Origin of the sequence: Shewanella sp. SG41-3 (assembly GCF_014164545.1) — a bacterium.
GTDB classification, from domain to species: Bacteria; Pseudomonadota; Gammaproteobacteria; order Enterobacterales; family Shewanellaceae; genus Shewanella; species Shewanella vesiculosa.
Genome location: NZ_JACJFJ010000001.1, coordinates 704,259 through 721,562 on the forward strand (window position 1 = coordinate 704,259; position 17,304 = coordinate 721,562).

The window sequence follows — 17,304 nt, forward strand, 5'->3', positions numbered from 1 at the left end:
TCCTCTACGCGCAATCGCCCGTCAAATCTAGTACCGGATAAAAAATAAACGACCGTTTGAAACAAATGATTGATAATTGTGTATGAATAGGTCATTTGCATGTAACAAACTTGTAGCTAACTCAATAATTTTACGTTAACTTGAGAATAGTTGAGGACTAACATAAGTCCTTATTTGGTCGCATGATAGGACTATTGTGACCAATTCTTGGGGAAAACAAAATTATTAAAACAAGATTTGGGGAAAAAAAGATGAAAAGACTCATTTTGGGTGTTGCAATTGCATCTGCTCTTGGCTTAACGGCATGTGGTGGTGATACTTTTAACGAAGCAAAAGATAATGTTGAACCTTTGGTGCCTTTATCACACGTTCAATTCGATCCTGCTAATGGCAAGCTACCTTTACCGAACGATTTATTGTTTAGTGGCACCACGGATGGCACGTTGACAATTCCGGGTGAAACCGGTGTCGATTATACCAATCCTCAAACTGCACTGGGTGCATTAGATGGATGGTCAACTAGCTCACCAATATCAATAACAATGGAGTTAGCAAAAGACCTTCAAGGTAATGCATTAACGATTGATGCTGACTCAGTATTCCAGCCAGGCGCGGTGCGCGTTTTTGAAGCCACAGTGGGCGGTTCATTATCTACCGATCCTGAGTGTACTTCACAGGCCTCAGTTTCAGCTTGTAAAGTGGGTGAAGAATTAACATTTGGTGTTGATTTTGTGACTAAAGCCTCAGGCAACAACGTTGTTATTGTGCCACTTAAGCCGCTTAAGCCGATCCAATCTTATTTATATGTTGCAACTGATTTAATCCACGACTCATTGGGTCGAAGTATTGCTGCATCGACGACGTATAACTTATTAAAATTAGATATTGAAACTAAGCCGCTAGAAACTGCAGCGCAGTTACAATTACAAGGTTTAGTTAATAGCTACGAAAAAGGGGCTGCAGCAGCCCATGGTGTTGATCCAGACAATATTATTTACTCTGGCTTATTTACCACTCAGTCAGTTGCTAATGTATATGAAACCACTAAGTTATTAATGGCATCTAATCCTGCCTATACACCTTCATTTGTCCAAGCGCCAACACCAGCAGGTTACACGGTTGCTCAGGCTGTTGGTTTAACGGAAGCGAGTGGTTTAGCTTATACGCTAGCCAATATTGCCGACGTGTATACGGCAAAAATTAAAGTGCCATTCTATGGTGACTGTTCTTCTGCCAGCTGTGTGATTCCTGTTGTTGATGGTAAGCCAACTGCACCAAACGGTCGCTGGTTTGCTCAAGGTGATAGTCCAGTTTCAGTATTGTTGTCACTTCAGGCGGGAACATTAAGCCAAGCTAATTTCTTCGCTCAAGCGTCTGAACAAGGTGTTGACCCACAAGCTGCGTTAGCCAATCCTGCATTACTTGCTGGTAAGCAATGGATGCTTGACGACGGCACATCAGCTGATAAAACTAAGCATCTAACTCGTCTTAACCCAATCCCTGCTATTAAAGGTTATGAAACGATTCCAGTGCAAATTACCATACCCAACGCGGCTAAATTAGCAGCGTTTCAAGGTGATGCATTTGTTGCACCAACCAATGGCTGGCCTGTGACAATTGCTATGCATGGTTTAGGCGGTGGTAAAGAAATGGCGCTAGCTTATGCAGGAACTTATGCAGCTGCTGGTGTGGCGACTATTTCAATCGATATGCCTTTGCATGGTGCTCGCTCGTTTGATTTAGATAAAGATGGTATCTATGAGATTTCAGCAACAGCACCTGCATTTGGTAATGTTATTGGTACTCCTGATGCTTTCGAAAATGGTAACCCGCTAGTGTTTGTTAACATTGCCAGTACATTAACGGTGCGTGATAACTTCCGTCAGGCAACCTTAGACCATTTAGCATTACGCTTATTATTGACCGGAATGGCGCAGCAATTAGCGGCGGCAAATCAACCACAAGTGTTTGATGTGTCAAAAATCAGTGCGCAAGGCTTAAGCTTAGGTGGCATTGTAGGAACAACATTTGCTACTTATGCCAGCACAGGTTTAGTTAACCCAATGACGGGCGATACTTTACCTAACGCTTATGCGATTAACGCAGCATCGTTAGTGGCTCCTGCGGGTGGTTTGGCTGGCGCATTTGCCGGCTCTGCTGCTTTTGGTCCACAATTATTTGATAATGTCACGGCCTCAAGCACGTTCGCTGCTTTATTAGCTACGGCAAATACTGCCGGTTACGAAGAAGGCACTCCTGAATATGCTGCGTTAGTACAAGCGGTATACGCTGGATTTCTTCCATCGTTTGCATTAGCGGTACAAACAGCTATGGACTCTGCAGATCCTGTAAACCATGGTGCAATGTTAGCGGCAACAGGTTTACCTGTTCACTTAATTGAAGTTGCTGGCGACGCGACAAACTTACCAGACCAGACATTGCCTAACAGTGTTGAAGGCTTCCCATTATCGGGTACTGAGCCTTTAATTAGTGCAATTGGTTTAGGTTGTGTTGATTCAACTATGCCAGGCTCAGGTGCGGTTCGTTTCTCTAAAGGTCATCACAGTTCTATTGTGAGCCCTGGTGAAGTGGAAGGTGTCACTGACGGTATGGCTGCTGCAGCAACGGCTGAAATGCAATCTCAAGTAGCTGGATTTGCTAAGTCGGCAGGTGCTGGACAAGCAACGATAGTCGTGTCAAATAGCGATGTTATTAAGAGTTGTAACTAATACTTACTAATTAGTGTTCGTTTTTAATTAAAACCCAGCAATTTGCTGGGTTTTTTATTCTCTATTTATTGGTGATTACTGTTAAAATGTCGCCAGAATGTTTTCCTTGTATGGAGCGAGATTTGGAATTTTTATATGAATACGGCTTATTTTTAGCGAAAGCTGTGACAATAGTGCTAGCGATAGCTGCCGTGGTGATCTTGGTGCTCGCTAGCAGCATGAAGCATAAAGCTGATAAAGGTGAATTACGCCTGACCGATATTTCAGACGAGCTAATTCAACTTAAACATGAGTTGAAAGAAGAACTACTGACTAAAAAGCAATTTAAGACCTACGAAAAGCAAGTAAAAGCAGAAGAGAAAGCCGCTGAGAAACAAGATTTAACCAAAGGGAAAGTATTTGTAATTGATTTTAAAGGCAGTATTGATGCCAGTGAGGTTGCCTCATTACGTGAAGAGGTGACTGCTATTCTAACGATTGCCGATAAAGATGATCAAGTGCTGGTTAATGTTGAAAGTGGTGGCGGTATGGTTCATGGCTATGGCCTAGCATCAAGTCAGTTAGACCGTTTACGCCAAGCCAATATCCCCTTGTCGATTTGTATTGATAAAGTGGCAGCAAGCGGTGGCTATATGATGGCGTGTGTGGCTAACAAAGTCTATGCCGCACCATTTGCTATTGTTGGGTCGATAGGGGTTGTAGCGCAGGTGCCTAACTTCAATCGTTTACTTAAAAAGCATGATATTGACTATGAGCAACACACTGCCGGTGATTTTAAGCGAACGTTAACGGTATTTGGTGAGAATACTGATGAAGGTCGTGCTAAATTCCAACAAGAGTTAGAAGAGACACACGTGCTATTTAAGGCGTTTGTTGGTCGTTATCGTCCAAGTATGGATATAGCCAAAGTCGCCACTGGCGAGCATTGGTATGGTCAACAAGCGATCGATTTAGGCTTGATTGATGAAGTGTCTACCAGTGATGATGTGATTCTAAACTTTGTAAAAACCCATCAAGTCATCAAAATTAGATATCAAATGAAGAAAAAACTGGCTGATAAAATTGCCCATGGTGCCTCGTTATCAGTTAATGCTGTCATGAATAAACTGATTGAGCGCAATCAATCGGTTTAATCTGATTATGGTAAGTAAAACGTTTTATCATAAAAAACGACAGCCTTTGCTGTCGTTTTTTATATTAAGCATCAAACTGAATGATTCAGATTATTGTGCTTTATAACTAATATGCTGGTGGAAGCGTAAGATGACATCAACGTGTTCTTTGTCGATATCAAATTCTTGCGTAAATATTCGTAACGCATCTTCAACTTGGTTCATAAAGCGACCATAGCCTTCATCTGTTTCATCACTCTTGCCAGCGACAATAACAAAACGAAATACATCGACTAGTTTATTGCTGTCCCAGTGACCGATAGGTGCTGGTGATTGGACATTTGGGTCAAAACCAATCATCTGGAATTCATCAGTGCTAGTAAGTTGCTCATATTTACTATTACGTACCAATGGCAACTTACCATTAGCAACCATAGCGACACGGCTTAATTGTTTACTTTGCGTAGCTTGGACAAACTTGTCATAAACATTTTGATAAATACTGCCAAAGTCGACATTATCATTAGCCAGTAATTGTTTTTTAATCCTGCGATCAACTGGGATATTGATGGTAACGTAGTTTAGAGTACTGACGTTTTCAGGCAGTTCACAGTGACGACGTTGGTAGCGACTATCAACCGCTCGTAATTTATACCCATAAGTTTCTTTTAAGCCTTTGGCTTTGGCAAAAAAGTCATAAGAAATATGTTGATGGTCACGAATTTTAATCGGCACATTCTTAACGGGCAATAATGGCGCTAGTTCAGAAATAAAATGCTGAACTTTACTGTGGAAACTCGCTGAATTACTGCGTAGATCATCACCTGTGGCTAGGAACACAATACGTAATTTGCGTGCTCGAAACCCAGGAGTGCTGTGGATTCGGTTAGCTTCATGGTGGGCTGGATTATAAAAGAAACGTAATTGTTCGTTTGAACTTAAGCAGTAAGCTTCGCTATGGAAACGAACCATAGGCAGTTTGTCTGTGGTGACAACGTGGACGTTATATAATTCTTGTTTTTCGGCGAGTTGATAGACAAGTTTACTAAACTCATCATAACAAGTTTCTAAGTCAGCATACGTATTAAGGTATTCATCGGTTAATGGAAAACCAATGGTAATGTATTGATTTTTACGTGTTGCTGTTGGCAAGTATACTTTTTTTTGACGACTGACGGACATATTATTTCCTTATTGCCTTTGTTGTTGTCTAAAGTTTATCGTTATTTATTGATTGTGATTTAATCTGCTTGCTGTGTCCATTTTAAACACAGATGCTTAAATTAAAATGACTTTTGATCACTATATTAATTTTTTTTTAACATATTAAGCAAAACTCATTTAATTTTAAGTGTTTACTCGGATAATACTTGAGTGATCCAAGGTAACATCCATTGCGTAATAGTAGCTTGCGCCTGCTCATTTGGATGAATGCCATCACGCTGCATTAGAGATTTGTCTGGCGCAATATCTTGCATGAAAAAGGGTATTAGCTTAATGCTATATTCATCGGCCAATTGGTGGTAAATCTGAGTAAAAGATTTGGCGTACCTAGGGCCGTAGTTAGGTGGTACCATTATCTCGGTTAATAAAACATTGGCGCCATGTTGCTGTGATAAGGTAATGATTTGTGTAAGATTTGATTTCAGTTTGCTGGGCGGAAAACCCCGCAATCCATCGTTACCGCCTAGCTCAATGACAACTAAGTCAGGTTGGCTTGAGGTCAGTAAACCCGGGAGTCTTCGTAATCCTCCCGCCGTGGTCTCACCACTAACAGAGCCATTTATAATTTGATGCTGTGGCAGTTCGTTGCGGAGTAATTGCACCCATCCTTGCTCTTCTGACATGCCATAGCCTGCACTTAAGCTATCACCCAATATCAAAATCGTGGCAGCATAGGTTGGTACACTCATTACTATCAGTAAAAACACACTACTAAGCACGCGTTTAAGTGACGAATAGAAGAAGGATTGTATGTCTAATAATATCGATCGAAATATCAGTGCCATTACTGTAACTAACCTCAATAAAACTGTCGTGACCCAAGAGGGAGAGTTGACTATCCTCAACGGCATTAATATAGAAGTCAAGCAAGGAGACAGTATCGCCATTTTGGGACCATCAGGTTCAGGCAAGTCGACACTGCTAGGTTTGCTTGCTGCATTAGATACTCCTAGCTCTGGTGAAATCGTGTTAGATGGTGTAGCACTATCTGGGTTAAATGAAGAACAAAAAGCCGCATTGCGTAAGAAAAAAGTCAGTTTTATCTTTCAGTCATTTATGTTGGTTGACACGTTAACGGCTTTAGAAAATGTCATGTTACCAGCAGAGCTTTCTGGTGTTAAAGATGCCAAACAAAAAGCTCAATCCATGCTCGAGCGTGTTGGTTTATCTCATCGATTAAATCACTTACCTAAACAATTATCCGGTGGCGAGCAGCAACGTGTTGCCATTGCTAGAGCCTTTATTTGCGAGCCTAAAGTATTGTTTGCAGATGAACCCACAGGCAACTTGGACAGTGTAAACGGTGACAAAATTGCCGATATGCTGTTTGCTTTAAACCAAGAAAGTGACACCACGCTGGTCTTGGTGACTCATGATTTGCATCTTGCGAAGCGCTGTGGCCGGCAGTTAGTGATGGAAAATGGTCACTTATCAGAACCCAATGTAGTCAATCTCTCGAGTCAACAACACTCTGAGTTTACTGCGGAGGTTAATTAATGGAATGGCAAATTGCGTGGCGCTTGTTTAAACGTGAACTCGCTCAAGGGCAATTAATTCTTATTGTATTGGCGATTACCTTAGCAGTGTTATCAGTAACTGGGCTTGCACGAGTCAGTGAGCGTTTACAAGTTGCTATTAACGGTGAAGCGGCCAACTTTATTGCTGCCGACCGTATTATTGACTCGCCAGTTGAGCTTGACCCACAAGTGCTGACCATAGCGGATAAGCTTGGTCTCGCCCATGTCACCAATATGCAATTTAATTCGATGGTATATTCCGGAGATAAATTTCAGTTAGTGACGGTCAAAGCTGTAGGTGATGGTTACCCATTAAAAGGCGATATCGAACTCAGTAGTGGTGTCACTCAGGAGTTGCCAAAGACAGGTCAAGCATGGTTTGAGAGTCGTCTAGGTGGTTTACTTGGTTTCCCGCAAAGCATTGAGTTAGGCAATAGTGAGCTATCACTAACCGAAGAGATTAAGCGTTTACCTGATGCTGGTTTTAATCCGTTTGCATCTTCGCCAGTGTTACTGATCCGCCTAGATGACGTGGCGGCGACAGGTATTATTCAGCCAGGCAGTAGGGTGACTTATTTATACCAATTTACCGGAAATGCTGATCAATTAACCGTATTTGAGCAGCAAGCTAAACCTTTACTCAATAACAGCCAACGATGGGTAGACGTGCAGTCGGGAGATTCTCCGATCGCTTCGGCGGTGCAACGTGCTGAGCGATTCCTGCTGCTTGCCAGTTTACTCGGTATAGCCCTTGCGTGTGCGGCGATTGGTATTGCGGCGCAGCGTTATTGCCAACGCCATTATGATGTCGTTGCCATGCTCAAAACCTTTGGCGCCTCGGGTAAGCAAATTAGAGTATTATTTGGACTGCATCTGTCTTTGGTGACTTTACTGGGTATTGCACTGGGGCTGCTTGGCGGAGTATTACTTGATCTTGGTATAACGGCATTTCTGCCTAAAGAAATCGCCGCTTATTCACCACCATACTTACGCCCTGTATTACTAGGCGTTAGCACGGGTTTGATTAGTGCATTTATGTTTTCGGCTTATCCATTAATGCGCTTGTTAGCTATTCCGCCCTTAAGAGTATTGCAGCGTCAATTAGAAGGTTTGCAACTGGGGATGTGGTTACATCTGCTATTAAGTTTGGCTGCCATGGCTTTGTTAGGCTATTTATATTCAAGAAGTTTAGCCTTGACCATGACAGTGGTGCTTGCAGTACTACTATTAGGTTTGTTATTAAGCGTGCTTGGATTTGTGATGATCCGTTTTGGTCATGGTATTGGCATGAAAACCACCAATCCCTTCCAATTAGCTTTGGCTGGTCTTCGCCGCCGTGCGCGCCAAAATGCGGTGCAATTAGTCGGTTTTAGTAGTGCGTTAGTATTACTGTTAACGATTTTGGCTTTGCGCCAAGATTTACTCAATGAATGGCAAAAGCAGTTACCTGAAAATGCCCCTAACTACTTTTTAGTCAATATCGCGCCTGAAGATGCTAAACCATTGAATGACTTTTTGACGCTTAATCATATTAATGCGACTGACATTTATCCTGTGGTTCGTGGTCGTTTGACGCATATTAATGATGAAGAGTTGATTTCAGGCAAGCAGTCTGAGGACGGTGTTGAAGGGCGAGTAGGTATTTCTCGTGAACTAAACTTAACGTATCGAGAGACCTTACCACCTAATAATAAGCTCCTTGAAGGTGAGTTTAATCAGGCTAACAATGATGTGTCGGTTGAGTCTGGTGTTGCTGATCGCTTAGGTATAGTGTTGGGCGATAAGCTAACCTATAGCATAGATAATCAAGCCTTCTCGGTTAAGGTTTCCAGCATAAGGCAGGTTCAATGGGAAACTCTACAGCCTAATTTTTTTATGATTTTTACCCCAGAAGCATTGGCGCCATTTGCTTATACCTCGATGGCGAGCTTTCATCTTAATGATGCGCAATTAGCCGCGGACGGCAGCCTACTGAGCGCGAATAAAGTGGTGCTGCAATTGATCCAACAATTCCCGACGGTATCGATTATTGATGTTGGCGCTATGGTTGAACAGTTACGACAAATTATCGATCAAGTGTCATTATCTTTGTCATTAGTGTTGGTTCTAGTGTTACTGGCCAGTGCTTTAGTACTGATAGCCCAGACTGAAGCTGGTATGGCGACTCGGCAGCGAGAATTGGCGGTATTACGAACGTTTGGTGCATCAGGTTGGTTATTAAGAGCGGCTACTGGATTTGAATTTGCTTTGCTTGGGGCCATCGCAGGTTTATTGGCAGTCATTGTTGCTGAGTTTGCTTTGTACATGCTTAAAACCCAAGTGTTTGAGTTGGTCGTTTATATGCATTGGCCTTGGTGGGGGATAACGCCAATTGCTGGAGCAATCATTGTGGCGATTCTTGGGGTATGGCGTTGTCGTCAGTTACTTAATAAGTCGTGCAGTGACATGTTAAAAGAGGGCTAAAGTACTTATAAATCTTAAGGGCGATGCATCGTCATCTCCCTTTTTTATGCTGCTTTTTTACCTTAGTTAATCACTGATGTGATTACTTTTGAGGCATTTTATATTGCGTTGAGCAATAGGCTCTATCAATCCCTTCTGGGCGCAGTTTAAGATGTTTGGTTTTACGGCCACTAACACGGGCTCTCCACGACTTAAAGCTATTGGGTTTGAGTGATGAGCGCATGAGTTTAATCACATTTGATTCGGTTAAGCCATAAAGGTGCTCAATGGCTTCAAATGGCGTGCGGTCTTCCCATGCCATTTCAATGATCCTTGAAGTGTCTTGTGGTGATAGCATTGAGTATCATAATGTTATTGGGTTTGCACTTCAGTACGTTAGTTAACTGAGTTTAGATTAGTGTTTGAATGATTTGTGCTAAGGATTAATCAATTTGTTAAAGTATTGGCCTAAGTTGACTAACCCTAATGGTTAACTCGAGTATAAGTGAGTGATGTTTATTTAGCGTGAGTATATGATGCGCCTTGACCAACTGGAGTGTAAAAATTTTTATCAACTCAATCTCAAGTCATTGATACTATAAATTAAGATAAGGTTTTATCAATACGAGTACGGGAGGCGGCGATTTAAGTTGGCTTACAGTATAATTCAGTTATATTAAATAATGTTCCGTGTCGATTTCTTGGAGTAAAGTGGTTAATTTGGTGATTAAACAGTGTAAGTTCTGAATCATGTATGATTTAGTCCACCTTGATAAATCGTTGTTGGGGGAAAATATTGTCGATGGAACATAAGACGCCACTCTCATATCATTTTAAAGACAAACATATATGGTTTGACATGACCATGCTGGTGGCTTTGTTCGTGGTGGCAGCCTACGTTCCTCTTTTAAAAATTGTTCCTTTAGTTGCCTGTCTTGAGTTATTCAGCTTTTTTAGTTTTCACTTGCTAGCAAAACGTCGCCGATTCCAGTTACAGGGTTTTCTGGGGGGATTTATTTCCAGCACGGCAGTTTTTATACAAATACTAAATGATAAAAAATTTGCATCAACAAGTGAGCGTGACTTGTTACTGACATTGCTGTTTGCCTTATGCTCTATGTTACTGGAATGCCTATTTATTATCTTTTTTTTGGCCGACCAATTATCCTTTATTTTTTACATACCCTTTGTCACACAGTTAATGTTTTTTATTACGGTGATTACATATGTGCAGATCCCATCCAATTTGCTTTTTTTAAGCAACCAATCAAGACAATCTACAGTTGATATTGAGCTATTAATTGATCATCCAATAAGCTGGAAAAATGTCGCTAAGTTATCTATTTTTATCCTCGCACTTGTTTATGGCATGAATTTTATCGGCAGTGAACTTGGTCTATCTCGAGGGATCAGTACTTTGCTAGTATCATTTTTTGAAGCTCATGCCATTCTAGTCTCTGTGATGACCGAATGGTCGATGAATCCGCAGGGTATTGATTTAATAAAATTATTGTTGTTAATTTTACTCGGTAACAGCATCAGTAAATCGTATTTGGTATTTAAAGGAAGCAATTTTTTTCACAAATGGTTTTTTATTGCAATGATGTTGGTGGGGTTTGCGTTAAGTGTCGGTGTTACATATCTTTGCTCTTTATTGCTTTAGTAATGTGTTGGCTATTTCCCCTAACACCAACACCAATACCAATACCAATAGTAATAGCAATTTATGTCTGTGGCATAATATCCGCTTGAGTAGCCAATAGAAAATGATTATCCCAAGTTAAGGTTATTTATGCGTCTTGATCGATTTGTTTGTAAAAGTACTGAGTTATTAAAGTGTGACGCTATCCAACATATCCATAATGGTGAGGTGTGCGTAAATGGTGTGGCTGTTAGGAATGAAGCTGTTCAGGTGCATGAAAATAATCAAATTACCTTAAAGGGTCAAAACCTTACTGCTCGAGCGTTTCGTTATCTGTTAATCAATAAACCCACCAATATGCTTTGTTCAAATGTTGATGGTGTCTATCCGTCGATTTTTTCATTATTGGATGTTGAACGGTTATCTGAACTCCATATTGCCGGGCGCTTAGATGCCGATACTACTGGGTTAGTTCTAATTACCGATGATGGTCGTTGGACTTTTGCGATTACCTCTCCTTCAGGCGAGTGTCATAAAGTCTACCGGGTTAAGTTAGCCAAACCGCTGGTTGATGATGCAGCAGAACGTTTTTTACAAGGCATTGCTCTTGATGGTGAGCAAGGGCTTACATTACCGGCGGTATTGCAAATCATCACAGCCAAAGAAGTCTTGCTGACATTAACTGAAGGCAAATTTCATCAAGTTAAGCGCATGTTTGCCGCAATCGGTAATAAAGTACTCTCACTTCATCGTGAAAGCATTGGTGCTGTCAACGCCGATGTGGAAGTCGGGCAGTGGCGGTATTTAACCGATGCAGAAGTTAAATCATTTAATGCTTAATTAGAAAATGTAAGTGGGTGTGATAACCATGAGCAGATCGTTCGTTACCGCAGTTCAATAATCTGCAAACGGCTCGTTATTGATTAAGTCTGTAATACGGGACTGCGCCAAACTAGCAAACAATAACCAGTTTGATTGACATAAGCCAAATGTGGTTCTGCTGGTTTCCATATTCCTTGTTAGCCTAAATTGCAGTTATTCTCCCCGTTTGTGGAGATAAGCTAGCACCTCAGATATCACTGCGATGATTTTCAATTTATCAAAAATTAGTATAACGATAAATTTATATTATTTACTGTGTGATCGTCAGCCTAAAAATGGCTATGCTAGTGTCTTGCTTGATCGCCATTAATGAGAGTGTACATAGATGGCTGCGATCTAGTATCTGATGCAATAGAGGCTTAGCATGTTAAATCAACAATGGTTAACGACATTTATTAAACTGGTTGAAATAGGGCATTTTACTCACACAGCAGAACAGCTTTTTATGACGCAACCGGGTGTCAGTCAGCATATTAAAAAGCTTGAACAGCAGGTCGGTGTTGATTTACTCATTCGAATAGGTAAAAGCTTTGAACTGACGGCAGCGGGGATTATTTTACATCAACGGGCGTTAGTTTGGCAGCAACAACAACAGCAAGTATTATCACAATTAGCGGTTGATGATGAGCATATTGGTGAGTGTCGTATTGCCTGCTCAGGTTCAATGGCCTTGCTACTATATCCTCACCTTATTGACTATCAGTTGCCATATAATCAACTACAAATCTATCTGGAAGCGGCGCCCAATAAACGTATTATTGATAGTGTTATGGCCAATACTATTGATGTGGGCATCATTACCCAATCGATTAATATGGATGAGCTGGTGGTAACCCCATTAGCCGCACAATCATTGTGCTTAGTGTTGCCTCAGTCATACCCTCATCACTCTGTTACATTTGAACAACTCATGGCGCTTGGCATGGTGAGTCATCCTGATGCTATGCATTATTGGTCGCAAATAGCCTGTCAGTACTTCAGTGAAAAACAGGCTCTAGCATTGCAGGTGCCTATCCGCAGTTATGTTAACCAATTAAACCAAATTCTGGTACCTGTGGCTAAAGGACTGGCATTTGCTGTGCTACCACAATTTGCGGTCGACCATTTTACTCAAGCACAAGATATCCGTATTGCATCGTTTGCCAATGAGCATGGCGATAATGTGGTGGTTGCAGAGCCATTATTCATTATTTATAAACAGCATCGACCACTTGCTCGACGCTATGGGCCAATTATCGATAAAATTAAACAGCTAGTTTAGGGACGGGGCCCTAGTTTGCTGAATTGACCACCTGTTGTAATGCGCTGTTGATGTCAGTGTATTGAAACTCAAATCCTGCCGCCAAAGCTCGTTTAGGTAATACAAATTGGCCTGTAGTGAGCAACTCTGACATTTCACCCATGGCTAGTCTTAGCGCTAATGGTGGCGTAGTTATTTTGGCAGGACGGCTTAGTGCGCTACCTAGCGCTTTAGCAAATACGGCATTACTCACAGGCTGAGGTGCCGTTGCGTTATAAATGCCTTGTGAGTTCGAATTATTGAGTAAGTAGCTAAATAGTTTGATTAAATCATCAATGTGGATCCAGCTCATACCTTGTTCGCCATTGCCTATTGGACCGCCTAAACCGAGCTTAAAGGGCGGTAACATTTTCGCCAATGCGCCGCCATTTTTACCGAGCACAATCCCAATGCGGGTAATGCATACTCGGGTCTGTTGCGATTGAGCTTGAAGCGCAAGGTTTTCCCACTCTTGACAAATATCATGACTAAATTCAGCATGAAATCCGCTGGTTTCATCCACAGGGGTATCACCCTGTCTGCCATAATACCCTACAGCTGAAGCGCTAATAAAAGTATGCGGTGGGGTGGTACTTTTGCGGATAAGCTGAGTTAACGCCGTGGTGATATCCCAACGACTGTCACAGATCAGTTTCTTTTGCTTATTGCTCCAACGTTTATTGACTATCGGTTCGCCAGCAAGATTAATCACAGCATCTATATCGTTAAGGTCTGATTTGTCTGCCAGCGTTTGCCAGTACTGATGATGGCTGCCAAGAATGTTTTTGCTGTTATTAATATTTCTCGTCAATATTACTAGCTGGTGGTCACTCAGTGATTTGACTAACTGTTTGCCAACAAACCCTGTTGCGCCAGTGATTAATATTTTCATCTAAACTCCCCTTTACTCTATATTGCAATATACGATGGTAAACTTAAAATGTGATCACATTGTGCGCATACCATGGTGGTTACTGGGGCTTTTGATAGCATAACTCCATCGACACTGAGTCTGCAAAACGCAGTGCATGGGGTTTATCGATTTCGACGCTGGCAAATTCAACCCAGTCATGTTCACTGGCAATGGCGAGGGTTTGGTTGGTTAAGTTTTCCAGTAATGAAAAGCGATTATTTTCAATTAAAGCAATAATTTTTTTGGTGATAGTGCGATAATTCAATGCATCTTCGACATTGTGACTATTTCGGGCTTTATCGGCACAATAATGAATTACTACGTTAATGATGACATCTTGTTGGTTATTGATTTCGTCATCTTTAATGCCGATATAAGTACGTAAACGTAAGTTTTTAATGCGTATAATAGCGGTTTCTGGTTTCATATAATGTCAGTGGATCCCTGAAAGTGGTGATGTGCCAATATTGCCATCAACTGATATACGAATCGACAACAAATTTTAACTTAGTTTGCAATATGTTACTGAGTTCAGCTTAGCATATAGAATCATTTTAATAAGCAATAATAAGGATTTTTCGGCCTATGAAAGGAATACAACAATCTCCAATGGCTGTGCGCAGTTTTGTGGTAATGGCTTGTGTGGTGATTATTTTAGCGGGGATAAAAACGGCCAGTCCGATAGTCGTACCTTTTGTATTATCCGCATTTTTAGCGGTAATTTGTAATCCTGCGATAGTGTTGATGACGCGTTATCATATTCCTAAATGGCTATCTATCATCTTATTAATGGGCTTTATAGTGTTAATGGGGTTATGGCTGGCCAGTTTAGTGGGCAGTTCAGTGACTGAGTTTTCAAAGGAAATGCCCAAGTACCGTGAGCAATTGATTGAACAATTCGCCTGGATCCTTGAAAAACTCAAAGACTTTAATATTCAGATTTCAAAGCAAAAGGTGCTCGACTACTTTGATCCTGGTATGGCGTTATCCATGACCACCAATATGCTCTCTGGTGTCGGTAATGTGATGGCCAATTTATTCCTGATTATTTTGACCATAGTGTTTATGTTATTTGAAGCGCAATCAATGCCTAGAAAGTTTCATTTAGCCCTCGATGCTCCAGATAAGCGTTTAAAGCAAATCGACAAGTTTTTGCAGTCGGTTAATCAATATATGGTGATTAAAACCCTGGTTAGTTTAGCCACAGCAGTGGTTGTTGGTATCGGTTTGACAATCATTGGCGTTGACTATGCTTTGTTATGGGCGGTGATTGCTTTTCTGTTTAACTATATTCCAAATATTGGTTCTATTATTGCGGCCATTCCTGCTGTGTTATTGGCTTTTATTCAAATGGGTCCCGGCGCCGCAGGTATTACCGGCTTATTGTATGTGGGGACCAATATGGTTATGGGCAATGTGATTGAACCCCGTTTTATGGGCCGTGGTTTAGGCTTGTCTACTTTGGTGGTTTTTTTATCATTGATTTTTTGGGGCTGGTTGCTTGGCTCTGTCGGCATGTTGTTGTCGGTTCCCTTAACCATGATTGTTAAAATTGGTCTTGAATCGAGCCAGTCTGGCAGTTGGCTAGCGACTTTATTGTCAGATAATGTCGATGAATTGCCCAGTGAATCAAGCCATAATGTTGAAACTGAAACTGCAACTGAAACAGCAACCGTATCGAGTGATGCTAACAACCATCAAGCCGATAGTGATGTCACTGATGACGTTGCAAATGACCATGACGTGGAGAATGCTGCCAAGGCATCAACGAAAGATGCATAACCCTATTGATTGTATTTAGTTTATTGAGTTAAGAGAGTGTATGAAAGGTTTTTTACAAGCAGTTCCAAATTTGACATTCGGCGATGATGTTTGCCGTTTATTTCACGGTCGTGGTGGGTTATTCGCGGGCGATGAACACCTGTGTTTAGATTGGTACAAGCCGGTATTATTGCTTACCAGTTTTAAGATGCTCGAAAGTGAGCAACTCGATGAATTAGTTGCTGCCATAGTGGCACTTTGGCAGCAACAACGACCAACTGAAACACTTAATTTGGTCTATCAATACCGTCACGGTGGCCAAACATTGAGTGAGTTATTGCATGGTGAAGTACCAGAGCAGCATATAGTGACTGAAAACGGTGCGCGTTTCTTAGTGCATTTATTACGCGGTCAAAACCACGGCTTATTTTTAGATATGGCCAATGGTCGAGCCTGGGTGAAACAGCATGCAAAACATAAAAAGGTGCTTAATTTATTCGCCTATACCTGTGGCTTTTCGGTAGTGGCTTTGCAAGGCGGCGCAGACGAAGTTGTCAACATGGACATGAGTAAAGGTGCATTAAGCATAGGTAAGCAAAACCATGTGTTAAATGACTTACCTGCAGGGGCGCGTTATTTAGGCCACGATATTTTTAAGTCTTGGGGTAAGTTAACTAAGCTTGGACCGTATGATTTGATTGTGGCCGATCCTCCAAGTAATCAACGCGGCAGTTTTGTTGCCACTAAAGATTATGAGCGTCTACTGAAACGCCTGCCAGACTTACTGGCGCCTCAAGGCGAAGTGTTATTGTGCTTAAATGCGCCAGAACTAGGGTGTGATTTTTTGATGCAACAAGTGGCAAATACGGCGCCACAGCTTACCTATATTGAAAGAATTGCTAATCCGCATATTTTTGCCGATATCGATGAACAGAAATCATTAAAAGTATTGCGTTATCGCTTAAGCTAATCTCTTCGTGTGTTACAAAAAACCGACAGCCATTTGGCTGTCGGTTTTTTTTGTCTATAAACTCGGCTCAGTCTACCCATCTTCAGCGTGGGCGAGGTCATTATTTGCACTATTTCATATATGAGTAATAGGATGCAATAGTCAAAATGGCTGCCTCAACCATGATCGAGCCCGCATTTATTGACTACTTTTTTATGCTTAATCACTCAGTTCACGCGTTTTAGCTATTTAAAATGTTGATTTAGATCATGTTAATCCGTGTTTACCAATTTGTGAGTATATAGTTCGCTGCTGCATTAACGCTAACATTCCCCATGGACCGAATAAACAAGCAATAAAGCAATGATGAATTATTGCTTATATCCCCACTCTTGGAGGACCCATGAGTAATCAAATCAAAAGTAAAAAAGGTTTAGAGTTAAAGATTTTTATCTTTTTAACTGTCTTTCTAGCCCCAATTTTATCTGTATTACTGGTTAGCGCACTAGGTTTTACTATCTGGTTTAGCCAAATTTTAACTGGGCCTCCAGGCGCGGGCTAATCCTAAAAATAATCAACAATGCGAGAGCGATGTATGAGTAATGAACTTCACGTAACCAGCCTAATTGTCCAAGTACACCCCGATAAAATGGCTGACGTAAGACAAAAAATTATGGCCATCAAGAATGCTGAATTGTCAGCTAATAATGACGTTAAGTTAGTGGTTGTCGTTGAAGGTTCGAGCCAACGATCGTTGATGGATGATATCTCAACCATTAATGCCATTCCCGGTGTGTTGACGGCCACCATGGTGTATCACCAAAGTGAAGAGCTTGAAGAAGGTGAAGTATGAA

The 17,304-nt window shown here is 41.3% G+C and carries 16 protein-coding genes; 11 read left to right on the top strand and 5 right to left on the bottom strand.

Annotated features, from left to right (window positions below):
• Positions 1-251 precede the first annotated feature (251 nt).
• Together H5164_RS03065 and sohB are read left to right on the top strand one after the other, a co-directional pair.
• Positions 252-2,729 carry a VolA/Pla-1 family phospholipase gene (locus H5164_RS03065; protein WP_182754690.1) on the top strand — a complete coding sequence of 826 codons (2,478 nt, stop codon included), beginning with the start codon at positions 252-254 and terminating at the stop codon, positions 2,727-2,729.
• Between the two features lie 122 nt (positions 2,730-2,851).
• Positions 2,852-3,862, top strand: a complete 1,011-nt coding sequence (sohB, locus tag H5164_RS03070; protein ID WP_182754692.1) for a protease SohB — start codon at positions 2,852-2,854, stop codon at positions 3,860-3,862.
• A gap of 90 nt (positions 3,863-3,952) precedes the next feature.
• Here the strand turns inward: sohB and H5164_RS03075 are convergent, their stop codons facing one another.
• Positions 3,953-5,023 carry a DUF3083 family protein gene (locus tag H5164_RS03075; protein WP_182697019.1) on the bottom strand — a complete coding sequence of 357 codons (1,071 nt, stop codon included), beginning with the start codon at positions 5,021-5,023 and terminating at the stop codon, positions 3,953-3,955.
• A gap of 173 nt (positions 5,024-5,196) precedes the next feature.
• Positions 5,197-5,754, bottom strand: a complete 558-nt coding sequence (locus H5164_RS03080; protein ID WP_165870089.1) for an arylesterase — start codon at positions 5,752-5,754, stop codon at positions 5,197-5,199.
• A gap of 61 nt (positions 5,755-5,815) precedes the next feature.
• On the opposite strand from H5164_RS03080, the gene H5164_RS03085 reads away from it, so the two are divergent.
• Positions 5,816-6,562: an ABC transporter ATP-binding protein gene (locus H5164_RS03085; RefSeq protein ID WP_124016430.1), complete on the top strand. Its 747-nt coding sequence runs from the start codon at positions 5,816-5,818 to the stop codon at positions 6,560-6,562.
• Positions 6,562-9,045: an ABC transporter permease gene (locus tag H5164_RS03090; RefSeq protein WP_182754694.1), complete on the top strand. Its 2,484-nt coding sequence runs from the start codon at positions 6,562-6,564 to the stop codon at positions 9,043-9,045. The genes H5164_RS03085 and H5164_RS03090 overlap by 1 nt, the downstream gene beginning before the upstream one ends.
• 82 nt (positions 9,046-9,127) lie before the next feature.
• Here H5164_RS03090 and H5164_RS03095 read toward each other — a convergent pair whose 3' ends face one another.
• On the bottom strand, positions 9,128-9,382 hold the full coding sequence (locus tag H5164_RS03095; protein WP_124016432.1) for a TIGR03643 family protein: 255 nt from the start codon (positions 9,380-9,382) through the stop codon (positions 9,128-9,130).
• A gap of 444 nt (positions 9,383-9,826) precedes the next feature.
• Between H5164_RS03095 and H5164_RS03100 the strand changes: the two genes are divergently transcribed.
• The 3 genes from H5164_RS03100 to H5164_RS03110 all read left to right on the top strand — a co-directional run bounded on the left by H5164_RS03100 (position 9,827) and on the right by H5164_RS03110 (position 12,809).
• Complete coding sequence (locus tag H5164_RS03100) at positions 9,827-10,687, top strand: DUF4010 domain-containing protein (protein WP_182754696.1); 861 nt, start codon at positions 9,827-9,829, stop codon at positions 10,685-10,687.
• Positions 10,688-10,816: 129 nt separating this feature from the next.
• A complete protein-coding gene (locus H5164_RS03105; protein WP_182754698.1) occupies positions 10,817-11,506 on the top strand; it encodes a pseudouridine synthase in 690 nt (229 codons plus the stop codon).
• A 406-nt stretch (positions 11,507-11,912) separates the two neighbouring features.
• The gene (locus tag H5164_RS03110) at positions 11,913-12,809 is read left to right on the top strand and encodes a LysR family transcriptional regulator (protein WP_182754700.1); all 897 of its coding nucleotides are present in this window, start codon (positions 11,913-11,915) and stop codon (positions 12,807-12,809) included.
• Between the two features lie 10 nt (positions 12,810-12,819).
• Here the strand turns inward: H5164_RS03110 and H5164_RS03115 are convergent, their stop codons facing one another.
• Positions 12,820-13,719, bottom strand: a complete 900-nt coding sequence (locus H5164_RS03115; RefSeq protein ID WP_124016436.1) for a TIGR01777 family oxidoreductase — start codon at positions 13,717-13,719, stop codon at positions 12,820-12,822.
• Positions 13,720-13,798: 79 nt separating this feature from the next.
• Positions 13,799-14,167: a dihydroneopterin triphosphate 2'-epimerase gene (folX, locus tag H5164_RS03120; RefSeq protein WP_182754702.1), complete on the bottom strand. Its 369-nt coding sequence runs from the start codon at positions 14,165-14,167 to the stop codon at positions 13,799-13,801.
• A gap of 158 nt (positions 14,168-14,325) precedes the next feature.
• On the opposite strand from folX, the gene H5164_RS03125 reads away from it, so the two are divergent.
• The 4 genes from H5164_RS03125 (at position 14,326) to H5164_RS03140 (ending at position 17,303) form a co-directional block, all read left to right on the top strand.
• Complete coding sequence (locus H5164_RS03125) at positions 14,326-15,522, top strand: AI-2E family transporter (RefSeq protein ID WP_182754704.1); 1,197 nt, start codon at positions 14,326-14,328, stop codon at positions 15,520-15,522.
• A 40-nt stretch (positions 15,523-15,562) separates the two neighbouring features.
• On the top strand, positions 15,563-16,471 hold the full coding sequence (locus tag H5164_RS03130) for a class I SAM-dependent methyltransferase (RefSeq protein ID WP_124016439.1): 909 nt from the start codon (positions 15,563-15,565) through the stop codon (positions 16,469-16,471).
• 382 nt (positions 16,472-16,853) lie between these two features.
• On the top strand, positions 16,854-17,012 hold the full coding sequence (locus tag H5164_RS03135; protein WP_124016440.1) for a periplasmic nitrate reductase, NapE protein: 159 nt from the start codon (positions 16,854-16,856) through the stop codon (positions 17,010-17,012).
• Between the two features lie 33 nt (positions 17,013-17,045).
• Positions 17,046-17,303 carry a chaperone NapD gene (locus H5164_RS03140; RefSeq protein ID WP_182754706.1) on the top strand — a complete coding sequence of 86 codons (258 nt, stop codon included), beginning with the start codon at positions 17,046-17,048 and terminating at the stop codon, positions 17,301-17,303.
• Position 17,304 lies beyond the last annotated feature (1 nt).

What these genes read in the sequence shown, in the direction of transcription:
- H5164_RS03065 (WP_182754690.1), top strand. Translation starts at nt 252, where the DNA reads ATGAAAAGACTCATTTTGGGTGTTGCAATTGCATCTGCTCTTGGCTTA.
- H5164_RS03075 (WP_182697019.1), bottom strand. Translation starts at nt 5,023, where the DNA reads ATGTCCGTCAGTCGTCAAAAAAAAGTATACTTGCCAACAGCAACACGT.
- H5164_RS03080 (WP_165870089.1), bottom strand. Translation starts at nt 5,754, where the DNA reads ATGAGTGTACCAACCTATGCTGCCACGATTTTGATATTGGGTGATAGC.
- H5164_RS03085 (WP_124016430.1), top strand. Translation starts at nt 5,816, where the DNA reads ATGTCTAATAATATCGATCGAAATATCAGTGCCATTACTGTAACTAAC.
- H5164_RS03090 (WP_182754694.1), top strand. Translation starts at nt 6,562, where the DNA reads ATGGAATGGCAAATTGCGTGGCGCTTGTTTAAACGTGAACTCGCTCAA.
- H5164_RS03095 (WP_124016432.1), bottom strand. Translation starts at nt 9,382, where the DNA reads ATGCTATCACCACAAGACACTTCAAGGATCATTGAAATGGCATGGGAA.
- H5164_RS03100 (WP_182754696.1), top strand. Translation starts at nt 9,827, where the DNA reads ATGGAACATAAGACGCCACTCTCATATCATTTTAAAGACAAACATATA.
- H5164_RS03105 (WP_182754698.1), top strand. Translation starts at nt 10,817, where the DNA reads ATGCGTCTTGATCGATTTGTTTGTAAAAGTACTGAGTTATTAAAGTGT.
- H5164_RS03110 (WP_182754700.1), top strand. Translation starts at nt 11,913, where the DNA reads ATGTTAAATCAACAATGGTTAACGACATTTATTAAACTGGTTGAAATA.
- H5164_RS03115 (WP_124016436.1), bottom strand. Translation starts at nt 13,719, where the DNA reads ATGAAAATATTAATCACTGGCGCAACAGGGTTTGTTGGCAAACAGTTA.
- folX (WP_182754702.1), bottom strand. Translation starts at nt 14,167, where the DNA reads ATGAAACCAGAAACCGCTATTATACGCATTAAAAACTTACGTTTACGT.
- H5164_RS03125 (WP_182754704.1), top strand. Translation starts at nt 14,326, where the DNA reads ATGAAAGGAATACAACAATCTCCAATGGCTGTGCGCAGTTTTGTGGTA.
- H5164_RS03130 (WP_124016439.1), top strand. Translation starts at nt 15,563, where the DNA reads ATGAAAGGTTTTTTACAAGCAGTTCCAAATTTGACATTCGGCGATGAT.
- H5164_RS03135 (WP_124016440.1), top strand. Translation starts at nt 16,854, where the DNA reads ATGAGTAATCAAATCAAAAGTAAAAAAGGTTTAGAGTTAAAGATTTTT.
- H5164_RS03140 (WP_182754706.1), top strand. Translation starts at nt 17,046, where the DNA reads ATGAGTAATGAACTTCACGTAACCAGCCTAATTGTCCAAGTACACCCC.